Here is a 12,845-nt window from a genome sequence, read left to right as displayed (position 1 = left end):
CTCAGTCCTTGATCGCGGCGACCGCGAAGTCGCGCTTGATCTTGTAGGGCGTGCCCTCGCCGAGCCATTTCGCGAAGATCGTGTCGAGTTCGCCGGACTCGGCGAGCTTGGCCAGGGTGGCGTTGACCAAGTTGGTAAAGGCCGGCTCATCCTTGCGCATGCCGAGACCCCAGGGCTCTACGAACAGCGCCTTCTCGATGATGTACATTGGCACCTTGGACTGGTGCTGGAGCTTCACGAGGATCAGTTCGGAGGCGCACAGGGCATCGACCTTGTCCTGTGCCAGGGCCAGGAAGGCCGAGGACGTGTCCTGGAAGGTCACTGTCTCGGCGGTCGGGATAAGGCGGCGCACGCCCTGCTCGGAGGACGAGCCTTTCAGGGCACTAATCTTTTTGCCGTTGAGTTGATCGATCGTGGTGAAGCCGGATTCCTTCGTGGTCATCAGCTTCTGCTGGCTGACGAAATAGGTATCGGAAAATTGGATCTGCTTGCCGCGCTCGGCCGTGTATCCGAGGTTGGCGGCGAGAATATCGACGCGCCCCTGAGATAGTTCGGGGATCCGCGCCTCGACCGCGATGGTCTTGAGTTCGAGCGGAACGCCGATCGCGTCGGCGACCTTCTGGCAGATATCGACGTCGTAGCCGACAATCTGGCGCGATTGCGGGTGCTGGAACGAGAAGGGCTCGACGGTTCCGAGCGTCCCGCAGATCAGCTTGCCCCGGGCCTTGATGTCGGCGAGCTGGTCGGCCTGGGCGGCCCCGACGACGGCGACGAGCGCCGTCAACGCTGCGAGGAGCGACCTGAGCCCCAGTGAAATCTGCCTCATGGAATGGCCACCGTCTGATCGTGCGTGCAGAGTGTCGACCGCGCCGTCGCCGGGCGGACCTGTAACCTGAGGATCCCGGCAGTCGCCGTCCGTCGGAACTGGTGTCTTGCTCGTGGGGGGACGTCGGTCGGCATGGGAGCGTGCCGCGAAAGAATCATTTACGTTGTGATGGAGCTTGGCTGCCATGAAAGAAAGCGAAGAATGTTCGCTTTTAACATCGTCTTCCTTCATGGGCCGCGCGACCAGCCAAGTGGCGCGATGGCAGCGAGCATCAAGCAGCTCGCAATGTTCGACTGGGCGGCGACACTGGGTGGCCTCACGTGGGACCCGCGATGCCAGCGCAAGACAGTCGAAATGCTGTTTGCCCGCTGCAGGCGCATCCTGAAGCTGGATTGAGTCCACGGCCCCTCTCCGGTGAGCGGAGCCGTACGCCCTCACGCGTGGGCACTGATGATGGCGGCGTGGAAAGTGTTGATGAGCGAGATCCGCGCACCGCGCCGATAGAGGATGCCGATGGATCTGCCATAAGCGCGGTCGGCGATGGCCACCTTCCGGAAGCGCCGCTCCGCGCTCGACCGAAAGCCATAATTCGGTAGGAGCGAGATACCGAGGCCCTGCGAGACCAGCACGAGGATGACTTCGGCCGCCTCGATTTCGAACAGTTCCTTCGCAACGATCATCTTATCTTGAAGAAATCTCTCTGCGATGCGCCCGGTCGGCGAGTTCCTGTACATGCTGATCATCGATGCGGAGGATAGGCACTCCTCCACCCCCTCGAAGGTGAGGTCGGCCGGGCACACCAGAGTCAAAGGCTCCTCGCGGATCAGATGCCAGCCGAACTCCTTGGCGGTCTCGAAGATCGGCCTGACCGTGATCGCGCAGTCGATCTCGCTGCTCTCCAGCATGAATTGCAGCTGGGAGGAAGTGCCAGGTACGATCTTGAGGGCGATCTCCGGATGATGCTCGGCCATGTGTCTCAAGGCCGGCGGCACGACCGACATCAGGGCGGTCGAGACCGATCCGATCCGCAGGGTGCCGCTCAGCCGCCCGAGCTGAGCGACCTGCGTCAAGTCCGCGACCCGCGTCAGGATCTCCCGGCCCGCGCCGACGACGGCGCGCCCCTCGTCCGTCAGGGTCACGGTGCGTCCAAGGCGGGTGATCAGCCGAACGCCGAGGTCGCGTTCGAGGGCCTGGATCTGTTCTGCGACGGCGGCGCTTGAGAGCCTGATCGCGCGCCCCGCCCCGGCCAGCGAGCCAGTATCGGCCACGGCGCAGAGTGTGCCCAAGAAACGTGTGTTCACAGCCCGGATTCTCCTGCTTGAGAAGCAGGGGAAACACGGGTTTTCCCGTTCCCTCAAGCCTGTACTCTCTCCGGTCAAAGAAAACGGAGGAATGCCGTGGCGAATGTCAGCCTGAACCCGCCCGCCCCGGCGGTCGACCCGGCCATCATCGCGGCGTTCCGCGACGCCACGACGCCGTCGATCAGCGACAACCTTGATCGCATGCCCGGCCTCGTCGGACTGCGCCCGTTCCATCGCGGCGGCAAGCTCATCGGTACGGCCTTTACCGTGCAGGTCCGCGCCGGCGACAACCTCGCGATCCATCAAGCCCTCAACGAGGTTCGCCCCGGCGACGTCCTGGTCGTCGCAGGCGGCGGCGATACGACCCGGGCTCTGGTCGGCGATATAATGAAAGCCATCGCTGAGAGCCGGGGCTGCGCCGGCTTCGTCATCGACGGGGCGATCCGAGACTCGGCCGTTTTCGCCGCGTCCGATTTCCCCTGCTACGCGCGGGCGGCGATCCATCGCGGGCCGTACAAGCTGGGGCCCGGCGCGACCAATATACCGGTCGCCATCGGCGGCTGGACCGTCAAGCCCGGCGACGTGGTGATCGGCGATGAAGATGGTGTCGTGACCTTCCCGGCCTCAATCGCGCATTCCCTGATCGAGGCGGTGCGCGCACAGGACGCGCGCGAGGCCGAGGTTCTCCAGATGATCCGAGAGGGTCGCTACGACGGCCGCTACGGCAAGGTCCCCGCTGGTTGAGCGGGACGGTCTCAGGCCGTCCACCGATGGCCAGGAGTCGGCTCGCGGCGCATGCGGCGCGGGCAACCGACCGACAAGGCCCCCGGAGAGGGGCGCCGGCGATGGCACCAAGCCTCTCGCCGCCCAGGAGGAAACACCACCCGTGAGCCCACTCGCGAATCGGATGCGCGTGCTCGTCACGCCGCGGGGCTTCGACCCCAGGGCGCGGGTCTATCTCGAAGATCAGGGCTTCGAGGTGCGCCAGCCAGACCTCAACAACACGGATCCCGCGCCCGACATGCTGCCGGACCTGCTGGGGGATGTCGACGCCTGGATTCTTGGCAGTACCTTCGTCCGCCACGACCTGATGGCACGCTTTCCCAGGCTCAAGGTTCTGGCGCGCCGCGGCGTCGGATTCGAGCAGATCGACCATCTCGCCGCGGCGCGGCTCGGCAAGGTCGTCACCATTGCCGCCGGCGGCAACAGCGCCTCAGTGGCCGACCATACGATTGGCCTGATGCTGGCGGTGGCCAAGCGGCTGGCGACCTTTCCGCTCGCTCTCCGGGCGGGCGACTGGACCTACCGCATTGGCGAGGAGCTGACCGGCAGCACGGTCGGCATCATCGGGCTCGGGCGCATCGGCCGCTGCGTCGCCCACCGCCTCGCCGGCTTCGATGTCAGGATCCTCGCCACCGACATTGCAGCGGATGACGGTTTCGCCGCCGCCCACAAGGTCGCGCGGGTGGATCTAGGGACGCTGCTGCGCGAGTCGGATTTCGTCACCCTGCACGCGCCCCTCGACGCCTCGACAGCGCACCTGATCGACAGGATTGCCCTGGCCCAGATGAAGCCCGGAGCAATCCTCGTCAACACCGCCCGCGGCGGGCTGGTGAACGAGTGGGACCTCTACGAGGCGATTATCTCCGGTCACGTTGCTGGAGCGGGTCTCGACGTGTTCGAGGCCGAGAAGAACCCCGCGGCCAGCCAAGCCGCCAATGCGCTGATCGGGCTGGAGCGCGTCGTCGCCACGCCGCACACGGCCGCCGCCACCGATGGCGGCCTCGCCCGCACCAACCTGATCGCGGCCAGGGCCGTGGTCGACATACTCACCGGCCGATCCCCGCCCGCCGACTGCATCGTCGCCGACGGCCGTGCCGCGCTGGAGGTGTGCTGACATGCGTGCCGACTTCGCCCTGGACCCGCCCGCCGCAGCCGCAGCTCGGCCGGCCAAGAGCGGCTTTCGCTGGGTCGTGCTGACCCTGTGCTTCCTCATCTACCTCATCGCGGGTGCCGATCGCGCCAATATCGGCGTTGTTGCTCCCTATATAAAGAAGGAATTCGAACTCTCGAATACCGATATCGGCGCGCTTGCGAGCTTGTTTTACATCGGATACGCCATCGTCCAAGTACCGTTCAGCCTGATCTATCAGCGCTTTGGTGTGCGCTGGCCGTTCAGCCTGGCGATGATCGCAACCTCGATCGCGACCTTCTTCATGGGCTTTGCCGGCAGTGCCCTGCAACTCAAGATCGGACGCGCCGCCCTGGGGGTCGCCGAGGGACCGATCAATATCGGCATCCTCACCATCATCAACCGCTGGTTCCCAACCCAGGAAAAGGGCACAGCCACGGGCGTGTTCATGGCCTCGATCAAGGCCGCACCCGCGCTCGTGCCGCCCCTCTGCGCGCTCATCATCTACCATTTCGGATGGCGCGAGGTGTTCTTCATTTTCGCGGTGCCTGGCTTCGTGCTGGCTGCGGCGTGGCTGCTGCTGGTGCGCGATACGCCACAGAACAGCCGGTTCGTCTCCGAGATCGAACGCACGCTCATCGAGACGGGGCGCGGCGCGGCGGCGGCAGGCAATTCTGTACCGGTGCAGAGGGAAATGCCCGTCCTCGACAGACTGATCCGAGCCCGCACCTGCGCACCGCTCTCCACAACCCGCGAGGTGTTGCGTTCCTGGGACATCTGGGCCTGCGCGATCGGATACTTCTTCATGGTCGGCATTGCCTACGCAATCATGACCTGGGTGCCGACCTATCTAGTCACCGTGAAGAAGTACCCGCTGTTCGCGATGGGCTTTGTCGCCTCGACGCCATGGATCGGCGCGATCATCGGCAATGTGCTCGGCGGCCTGATCTCCGACAAGCTCCTCGGTGGACGGCGCAAGCCGATGATGCTTCTCACCTCGGCGGCTACGATCGTCACAATGTACGGCCTCATTTACGCGCCGGCCGACCCGTGGCTGCTGGCGCTTCTGTTCTCCGCGACGGGTCTTCTGCTCAACCTCGGCTATTCGACGTTCCTCGTCTATCCAATGGGGTTGACCGCCAAGGAGAAGACACCGCTGGCGGCGGCCATTGTTAACACCGGCGGCTCGCTGGGCGGCGCCTTCGCGCCCTTCGTGGTCGGCATGGTGCTCGACTGGGCGGACTGGGACGCGGTGTTCCTGTTCCTCGCCTCGACCTCGCTGCTGACCTTCCTCACCGTGGTCAGTATGCGAGAGCCGATCCTCCGCACCGCCGCGGCGGAGACACCGCGACGCTGAGGTGGCACAGCCCGGCGGCTCCTGCGGGCGGCGTCGGCGAAGGACGGAGTACGCTCACCGTGCTCGAACAAGGCGCGGCGCGCGATCGGAGGAAACGGACATGGCCAGAGGCGCAGCCACCAGGGCGTCGGTTCCCGCGACGGAGCAGATGACCCGATATCGCTGGGTCGTCATGGGTCTCATTTTCGTCGTCTACACGTTGGCTGCTGCCGACCGGGCCAACATCGGGATCGTACTCCCCTTCGTGAAGAAGGAGTTCGCGATGACCAACACCGAGGCGGGCGCGGTCGTCAGCCTGTTTTTCGTTGGCTATTCGGTCATGCAGATCCCAGCAGGTCTGTTGGTGAAGCGCCTTGGCACACGCATCATCTTCCCGATCTTCATGATCCTGACCTCGCTGTTCACGGGACTGCTGGGCACGACGAGCTCGGCGTTGTCGATGAAGCTGAATCGGCTCGCCCTGGGCTTTGCCGAGGCACCCCTGCCGGTCACCATGCTCTCGACCATGAACCGGTGGTTCCCAGACCAAGAGAAGGGAACCGCGGTCGGCCTGTTCCTCGCGGCCGCCAAGTTCGGACCCGTCATCGTACCGCCGCTCGGGGCGCTGATCATCGCCACGCTCGGCTGGCAGTATGTCTTCTTCATCTGCGCGCTGCCGGGGCTGATTTTCGCCGTGCTCTGGTATGTCCTCGTGGTGGACGAGCCCGCGCGTAGCCGCTTCGTGTCCCCCGCCGAGGCGGCCCATATCGCCAGCGGGCGCGTGGCCACGCCCGCCGGCCCCGCCCCCGCCGCGAGGCCGACGTTATCCGTCGCGCCGCGCTTCGACCGCCTCGATCGCGTCATTCGGGGGCGATCGGTCCGATCCATCGCCACGGCCCGGGAGACGTTCGCGTCCGGCAATATCTGGGGTCTTGCCATCGGCTATCTGATGATGACCGGCATCATCAACGTCATCCTCGCCTGGCTGCCGACTTACCTGACCAACGTCAAACATTTCTCGCTGATGAACGTCGGGTTCGTCGCCTCGGCTCCGTTCGTGGGGGGCGTGCTCGGCAACATCATGGGTGGCCTGTTCTCCGACCGCCTCGTCGGCAAGAGGCGCAAGCCGACCATCCTAATCAGCACGGTCTCGACCGTGTTCATGATGTATGCGCTCGTCCACGCCCCGAACGAGCCGGTAACCCTCGCGATCCTACTGTTTCTCACCGGCTTCCTGCTGAACGTCGGGTATTCGTCCTTCACGGTCTACCCCGCGGGGCTGACGACGAAGGACGCCTATCCGTTGGCCGTGTCGGTGGTGAACACCGGCGGCCAAGCCGGAGGCGCGCTGTTTCCCTTCCTGACCGGGCTGCTTCTGGACGCCTACAGCTGGGATGCCGTGTTCCTGTTTCTCGGCGCTTCGTCGCTCCTGGCGCTGGGGGTGATGCTGCTGGTGGTCGAGCCGATCGAACGCGACGACCCGCTCTAGGCACTGCTCTCCGCTGACCGGCCCCATCGCCTTATCCCGCGGCGGCGGTCGCCACCGGCCGGCCGTTCCAGGCCGGCGCCGGAGGCTTCCCGGCGGGTCGTGCAAGGACGGGCAAGATCGCGACGTACCCCTGCGCCACGCTCGTGCTGCGAAGCGCACGCAGAAGGGGCCCCTCGGACCTATCGGGTGGAGGTGGATCGACCGGCCAGCCGAACCCGTAGCGGTCCGCTTTCGCGATGATATTCACACAGGCCTATGTTTTCGTTGGAGCGATAGGGGTTCGTCCGCTTCTTCGACGCAGCTGCACCAAAGCAGCCATTCCGCTTGCGGCCAGACTACGTCATGCCGGATCGCCAATGAGCGCAAAACCAGTCGTTCGGCTCTGCGCCCATTTCAGTCATTTAAACGCCTTCCTCCTTTTCCTCGAAGCGGACATTCAACGGCAATCCGCCTCAGTGCTCCGCCCCCCCGTCGGCTCGACTGCGTAGCGAAATGTACGAGCCGGTATTCAGGCGCGTAAGAGCTAACTGCAAATGCAATTCAGTGTTCGAAGACGCTATTAAGATCCCTGAAACCCTTGATTTCAATGGGGTTTCCGCTTGGGTCGAAGAAGAACATCGTGCGCTGCTCGCCGGGCTCCCCCGCGAAACGGATTACCGGTGGGATGTCAAAAGCAACCCCCTCCGCCTCAATGCGGGCGGCCAGTGCCTCCCAGGTGTCGAGCGGCAGCACCACGCCGAGATGGGGCATCATCACCATGTGGTTGCCAACCTTTCCGGTTCGGGTCGTCGCGAAGGGCTCACCCAGATGCAGCGAGATTTGATGGCCGAAGAATTCGAAATCCACCCAGGTTTCCGTGCTGCGCCCCTCCCGGCAGCCGAGCACACCGCCGTAGAAGCGGCGCGCCGCGTCGAGGTCGGTGACGTGGTAAGCAAGGTGGAATGGCGTCAGCATCGATAAGCCTTTTCGTTGTGTATGGATGGGACCGTCGCGCCCTCAGGCGGCCGGTTCGAGGGCGCCCGCCGAGATGACGCCACCGATGAGGTTGCAGGACAGCAGGAATGCGCTGTCGAGCTCTGCGCCGCCGGCCGGTACGAGGGCCGCCCGTCGCGCTGCCAGGGTACGTCTCGCCCCGCGGGCGAGGGACTGGGCCTCCTCGACGGTGACGGCTTCGAACACAATCGTTTCGCCCGGCCGCACCTGCGCCAGGCGACCGAGATCGGCCGTGATCACCGTCGCGATCTTTGGATACCCTCCGGTGGTGTGGCGGTCGGCGAGCAGGATGAGGGGGCGTCCGTGTCCGGGCACCTGGATCGAGCCGTTCACGATCCCGTCTGAGACTATGTTGAAGCCGTCTGCATGGGCGATCGGCGGCCCGTCGAGGTGGCAGCCCATCCGGTCCGCCCGCGCGGTGAGCGTGTAGGGCACGGAGAGGAAGGTTCGCAGACCCTCTTCGGTGAAGCTGTCAGCCTGCGGCCCGAGAACAACCCGGATCGGACCGCCTAAACGTGGCCGGTGGAGCGGCGGCAGGGTCAGCGGTCGGTCGCTGAACTTGGGCGCGCCGAGAGGTAGCAGGTCGCCCGCGGCGAGAGGATTGCCATCCAGGCCGCCTAGGCGAGTGCGGGTATGCGTCGAGACGCTGGCGAGCATCGGCGCCACGGCGAAGCCCCCGGTGACCGCGAGGCAGGCCCGTAAGCCCTGCCGTGGGGCGCCCAGGATGAGCCGATCCCCCCGCCGTAGGTCGTGGGCGGTGAAGGAGTCAAGTATGCGCCCATTCAGACTCATCGCGAAGGGCGCCCCTGCGAGGGCGATGCGACAGGATTCCACCTCGCAGACGAGGGTAGGGCCAACCATCGCCATCTCGATCACCGCCGTGTCGAGCAGATTGCCGACAAGGGCGTTGGCCAGGGCCAGCAGATCGGGATCCATCGCCCCGGACCCGGAGATGCCGTAGCGCAGGTAGCCCTGCCGACCGGCATCCTGCAGGGTCGAGGTGATACCAGGGGCGACGACGCGCAGGCCTTCAGCCATCGATTCGCTCCAGAGTGGCGACGGTCTCGCCGGCACGGGCGGCCTCGCTGAGAGCATCGAACTCGGCGCGGCCGATGGGGTCGAACCGGATCAAATCTCCGGCCGTGAACAGGAACGGCTCAGCCCGCGCCGGATCGTAGGAGCGTGCGGGCGTGCGGCCGATGAGTTGCCAGCCGCTCGGCAACTCCAGGGGCGGCGAGACGCCGGTCTGGTTCCCGCCGATGGATACACTGCCCGCGGGGGTCTTGGGTCGGGGATCGGTGCGTCGGCTCGCATGGATGCGGGGATCGAGGCCGCCGAGATAGGCGAAGCCGGGGGCGAAACCGATCATGTAGACTCGGTAATCGCGATTGGAATGAAGGGCGATTACTTCCTCAGGGCTGAGACCGGCCCCTCCGGCGAGGTCGGCGAGGTCGGCACCGTGCTCGCCGCCGTAATGGACCGGCACCCGCCAGCGGCGCAGCGCCTGCGCCGATCCATCCGGGGGCGGCCAGTGCGCGGAAATCAGCGCGACGAGGTCGGCCCGAGTGAGCAGGTCCGGGTCATAGAGGACGAGAAGCGAGCGGTAGGTCGGCACGGTCTCTAGGAGGCCCGAGCGCCCTGCGCCGCGGAGCGCCGCGTCCAGGGCGATGACCTGCGCATTGACGGTGGGGTCGACCGTCTTGCCCAGTTCCACCGTCATGGCCCGGTCACCGCAATCGAGCAGCCGGTAGCCGGGGTCAGACACCGAGCACCTCGGCCATCGGGCGCACGGCGATCCCCTTGGTCGCGCAATCCTCGCGCAAGCGGCGGCCCATAACGACGGCGCCGGGCGTGTCCCCGTGTACGCAGACGGTGTCGATCCGCGTCGGGATGCGCCGGCCAGACAAGCAGGTGATCGCGCTATCCTCTAGCATCCGCGCCACACGCTCCGTGACGGTATCGGGATCGTGCAGCACGGCGCCGGGGAGCTTACGCGATACTAGGGTGCCGTCATCGGCGTAGGCGCGGTCGGCGTAGATCTCGCGCGCAATCGGTAGGCCTAGCTTCTCGCCGGCCTTCTCGGTCTCCAAGCCCGGCATCACCACGAAAATCAGGTCGCGGTCGAGAGTGCGGATTGCCCGCGCCACCGCCAGGGCGAGGTCGGCATCCTCGTTGGCCATGTTGCCCATCGCCCCGTGCGTCTTCACGTGGCGCACCGGGCAGCCGGCATCCTGGGCGAGCGCCAGGAGGGCACCGACTTGGTAGAGAACCGCTTTCTCGATGTCGGCCGGTCGCTCACCGTGGATCGGCCGCCGGCCGAATCCCCAGAGGTCGAGGAAGCTTGGATGCGCGCCAGCTTGCACACCGTTCGCGGACGCGCCGCGCAGGGTCTCGTGCATGACCAGCGGGTCGCCGGCGTGGAAACCGCAGGCGATGTTGGCCGAGGTTGCCACTGTCAGCATCTCGGCGTCGTCGCCGAGGCGATAGATGCCGAAGCCCTCGCCCATGTCGCAGTTCAAATCGACGATCATCGGTGCATCCTTTGGCGCAGGTTTTCTCTACAGGATCAGGCTTCGGCGATGAGGTGGGCCACCAACGTCGCGGCCGCGCATAGATCCTCGATCCGCATCGCCTCGTCCGGGTTGTGGCTGCCGTTCTGGTTGCGGATGAAGATCATCGTGCTCGGCACGCCCTGGCCGGCGAGGGTCGCGGTGTCGTGTCCCGCCCCGCTCGGCATGGTCCGGAACGGCATCCCGAGCCGGCGTGCATGGCCCGACAGGGCCTCGATCAGCGCCGAGCTCATCCGGGCCGGCGTGCTGCCCGTGCGCTCGCCCAAGACGAAGCGCACACCGCGGGCGGCTTCGATGGCGGCAACCAATTTGGCCAAGGCCGCCTCGATCCGGTCGAGAACGGCTGGCTCGGTGCTGCGCACGTCGAGGCAAAAGCGGACCTCGCCGGGGATCTTGGCGAAGGCGTGCTGGACCGAGTCGGTGGCGACCTCGCCCAGCGTGATCGTGGCGGGCAGCCCCTCACCCTCCAGCGTGCCCCACAGGGCATCGAGACCGGTGATCAAGTCGGCGAGGGCGAAGACGGCGTCGCTACGCTCGGACCGCGCGACCGCGCCGGAATGTCCGTAGCAACCGAAGCAGGCGGCCTTGCGGTAGCGGAAGCTGCCGCTGATCGCCGTGACGAAGCCTACCGGGACCCCAGTCGCCTCCAGCGCCGGACCCTGCTCGATATGCAGTTCCACAAAACCGTGGATCCGCGTCGGGTCGAGCAGCCGCTCGCCCCGCGCCACAGCCTCCGGCCGCAGGCCGAGCTCAGCCATGTAGTCGCGCAGGCTCCGGCCGGAATCGGCGCGGGGCAGGTCGAGCACGTCGGGCGGCAATAAGCCGAAGGCCGCGCGGCTGCCTACATAGGAGGCGGGGAACCACACGCTTTCTTCGGCCCGGAACACCGCCACCGTCACCGGGCGCGCCGGCACGACGGCCGGCCGGCGCAGGGCTTCAAGGGCTGCGAGGCCACCAATCACCCCCGCCGCACCATCGAAGTTACCACCGTGCGGTACCGTATCCACATGCGAGCCGACCATCCAGGGTGACAGTGCCGGGTCGCGTCCCACCATTGTTAGGAAGAGATTGCCGGCGGCATCGCATTCGGGCTTCAGACCCAGTGCGAGCCCGGTCGCTCGCATAAGGGCGTGGGCCTGCTCCTCCCCCTCGCCGTAGGCAACCCGCGTGACCCCGGGCTCGTCGCGACTGAAGGACAGGAGCTGCGCGAACAGTCCGGCGCAGAAGTCCGGGTCGATGGCGATCAAATCTGCGCCCGTTGCAGCCTCTAACCCGTTCATGCCGGAAACTCCGCGGACGGTTCACCCTGCCGCCGCCGGTTCCAGACCTCCGCGTTGACGAGGTTCGGTGGGCGGCGGCCGGCGAGCACGTCGACCACCTGCCCGGCGACCCGCTCGGCTGCACGGATCAGGGCCGCCTCGGTGGATGCCGCGACATGGGGGGTAAGGATCGCCCGCCGCTCCCCATGGAGCGGATGGTCGTGCGCGAGCGCGTCCCCCGACACCACGTCGAGCCCCGCGCCAGCAATGGTCCCAGCAGCGAGAGCCTTGGCCAGGGCACCCTCGTCCACTAGGGCGCCACGGGCGGTGTTGATCAAAAAAGCGCCAGCCTTCATGCGGGTCAGCTCCCCCGAACCGATCACCCCACGGGTCAGGGGCGTGAGCGGCAGGTGCAGGGAGACCACGTCGGCCCGGGCGAGGAGGTCCGGCAGGGAGGTGGCGCGCTCGGCTCCTATGGCCTCGAAATGGGAGGCGGGCCGTGTCGGGCCGTAGGCGAGCACTTCCATGCCGAGGGCCGCCGCCAGTCGGCCGGTCGCTTGCCCGATGGCACCGAACCCCACGAGACCGAGCGTCAGCCCGGCGAGTTCCACGAGGCGCGCCCCGTAGCGGAAATCGTGGTCGCCTTCCCTCATGGCCCGGTCGGCCTGCGGGATCGCCTTCGCCAGGGCGAAGATCAGGCCGATCGCGTGCTCGGCGACGGACTGGGCATTGGCCCCCGGCGTGTTGACGACCGGAATTCCTACCCTCGTCGCCTCGAGGACGGCCACCGGGTCAGTCCCGGTGCCATGAACCCCGATCACCCTCAGCCGGGGCGCGGCCAGCACCGCCTCTGCGGGGAAGCCGCCGTTGCGCGTGATCACCGCGACACAGTCGGCCGCCTCGCGGGCGAGAGTCGCGGGGGCGAGGTCGGTGGCGATCCGGTGCTCAAGCCCCGCCGCCCGGAGACGGGCCAGCCCGGCTGCGTGGATCGGCTGAACGATGAGGCAGACGCCCGACGGTTCCGCGGAGGGGGAACGGGGGAAGGAAGGCTCACTGGACACGTACGAGGCAGCCCTGCTCATAAATACCGCTTGAATGCCGGTGGTATACCGAAGAGAGTATCGCATCGCCCCAAAATTGGCAACATAAAAATCCAATA

The 12,845-nt window shown here is 66.4% G+C and carries 13 protein-coding genes; 5 read left to right on the top strand and 8 right to left on the bottom strand.

What is annotated here, in order from left to right; genetic code table 11:
• Position 1: 1 nt before the first annotated feature.
• On the bottom strand, positions 2–826 hold the full coding sequence (locus AO398_RS12940; RefSeq protein ID WP_058192470.1) for an ABC transporter substrate-binding protein: 825 nt from the start codon (positions 824–826) through the stop codon (positions 2–4).
• A gap of 201 nt (positions 827–1,027) precedes the next feature.
• Here AO398_RS12940 and AO398_RS12935 point away from each other — a divergent pair, with 201 nt between their 5' ends.
• Positions 1,028–1,222: a hypothetical protein gene (locus AO398_RS12935; RefSeq protein ID WP_058192468.1), complete on the top strand. Its 195-nt coding sequence runs from the start codon at positions 1,028–1,030 to the stop codon at positions 1,220–1,222.
• A 38-nt stretch (positions 1,223–1,260) separates the two neighbouring features.
• Here AO398_RS12935 and AO398_RS12930 read toward each other — a convergent pair whose 3' ends face one another.
• Positions 1,261–2,127: a LysR family transcriptional regulator gene (locus tag AO398_RS12930; protein ID WP_058192466.1), complete on the bottom strand. Its 867-nt coding sequence runs from the start codon at positions 2,125–2,127 to the stop codon at positions 1,261–1,263.
• Positions 2,128–2,223: 96 nt separating this feature from the next.
• On the opposite strand from AO398_RS12930, the gene AO398_RS12925 reads away from it, so the two are divergent.
• The 4 genes from AO398_RS12925 (at position 2,224) to AO398_RS12910 (ending at position 6,864) form a co-directional block, all read left to right on the top strand.
• Entirely contained in the window at positions 2,224–2,871 is a 648-nt protein-coding gene (locus tag AO398_RS12925) for an RraA family protein (RefSeq protein ID WP_058192464.1), read from the top strand.
• Positions 2,872–3,013: 142 nt separating this feature from the next.
• On the top strand, positions 3,014–4,024 hold the full coding sequence (locus AO398_RS12920) for a phosphoglycerate dehydrogenase (protein ID WP_201025758.1): 1,011 nt from the start codon (positions 3,014–3,016) through the stop codon (positions 4,022–4,024).
• 1 nt (position 4,025) lies between these two features.
• Positions 4,026–5,396 carry an MFS transporter gene (locus AO398_RS12915; protein ID WP_058192459.1) on the top strand — a complete coding sequence of 457 codons (1,371 nt, stop codon included), beginning with the start codon at positions 4,026–4,028 and terminating at the stop codon, positions 5,394–5,396.
• A gap of 1 nt (position 5,397) precedes the next feature.
• Positions 5,398–6,864 (top strand): MFS transporter, encoded by a 1,467-nt coding sequence (locus AO398_RS12910; protein ID WP_244498757.1) that lies wholly within the window; start codon positions 5,398–5,400, stop codon positions 6,862–6,864.
• A gap of 540 nt (positions 6,865–7,404) precedes the next feature.
• Here the strand turns inward: AO398_RS12910 and AO398_RS12905 are convergent.
• Genes AO398_RS12905 through AO398_RS12880 form a run of 6 tightly spaced genes read right to left on the bottom strand, consistent with a single transcriptional unit; the run spans position 7,405 to position 12,747 of the window.
• Positions 7,405–7,818 carry a VOC family protein gene (locus AO398_RS12905; RefSeq protein WP_058192456.1) on the bottom strand — a complete coding sequence of 138 codons (414 nt, stop codon included), beginning with the start codon at positions 7,816–7,818 and terminating at the stop codon, positions 7,405–7,407.
• 42 nt (positions 7,819–7,860) lie between these two features.
• The gene (locus AO398_RS12900) at positions 7,861–8,895 is read right to left on the bottom strand and encodes a biotin-dependent carboxyltransferase family protein (RefSeq protein WP_058192455.1); all 1,035 of its coding nucleotides are present in this window, start codon (positions 8,893–8,895) and stop codon (positions 7,861–7,863) included.
• Entirely contained in the window at positions 8,888–9,622 is a 735-nt protein-coding gene (gene pxpB / locus AO398_RS12895; RefSeq protein ID WP_082643262.1) for a 5-oxoprolinase subunit PxpB, read from the bottom strand. Before pxpB ends, AO398_RS12900 begins: the two co-directional genes overlap by 8 nt.
• Positions 9,615–10,388: a 5-oxoprolinase subunit PxpA gene (locus AO398_RS12890; protein ID WP_058192453.1), complete on the bottom strand. Its 774-nt coding sequence runs from the start codon at positions 10,386–10,388 to the stop codon at positions 9,615–9,617. The genes pxpB and AO398_RS12890 overlap by 8 nt, the downstream gene beginning before the upstream one ends.
• 35 nt (positions 10,389–10,423) lie before the next feature.
• Positions 10,424–11,707: a Zn-dependent hydrolase gene (locus tag AO398_RS12885; protein ID WP_058192451.1), complete on the bottom strand. Its 1,284-nt coding sequence runs from the start codon at positions 11,705–11,707 to the stop codon at positions 10,424–10,426.
• Entirely contained in the window at positions 11,704–12,747 is a 1,044-nt protein-coding gene (locus AO398_RS12880; RefSeq protein WP_058192449.1) for a hydroxyacid dehydrogenase, read from the bottom strand. The genes AO398_RS12885 and AO398_RS12880 overlap by 4 nt, the downstream gene beginning before the upstream one ends.
• Positions 12,748–12,845: the final 98 nt, after the last annotated feature.

The sequence above is a fragment of the Methylobacterium sp. GXS13 genome (genome assembly GCF_001455965.1).
Taxonomy (GTDB): Bacteria; Pseudomonadota; Alphaproteobacteria; order Rhizobiales; family Beijerinckiaceae; genus Methylobacterium.
The sequence above is the reverse complement of the archived record's forward strand: the minus strand, read 5'-3'. Positions and strand labels throughout refer to the sequence as shown.

Excerpts from the sequence above, each read along its gene's own strand:
- AO398_RS12940 (WP_058192470.1), bottom strand. The coding sequence starts at position 826 with ATGAGGCAGATTTCACTGGGGCTCAGGTCGCTCCTCGCAGCGTTGACG.
- AO398_RS12935 (WP_058192468.1), top strand. The coding sequence starts at position 1,028 with ATGTTCGCTTTTAACATCGTCTTCCTTCATGGGCCGCGCGACCAGCCA.
- AO398_RS12915 (WP_058192459.1), top strand. The coding sequence starts at position 4,026 with ATGCGTGCCGACTTCGCCCTGGACCCGCCCGCCGCAGCCGCAGCTCGG.
- AO398_RS12905 (WP_058192456.1), bottom strand. The coding sequence starts at position 7,818 with ATGCTGACGCCATTCCACCTTGCTTACCACGTCACCGACCTCGACGCG.
- AO398_RS12900 (WP_058192455.1), bottom strand. The coding sequence starts at position 8,895 with ATGGCTGAAGGCCTGCGCGTCGTCGCCCCTGGTATCACCTCGACCCTG.
- AO398_RS12890 (WP_058192453.1), bottom strand. The coding sequence starts at position 10,388 with ATGATCGTCGATTTGAACTGCGACATGGGCGAGGGCTTCGGCATCTAT.
- AO398_RS12885 (WP_058192451.1), bottom strand. The coding sequence starts at position 11,707 with ATGAACGGGTTAGAGGCTGCAACGGGCGCAGATTTGATCGCCATCGAC.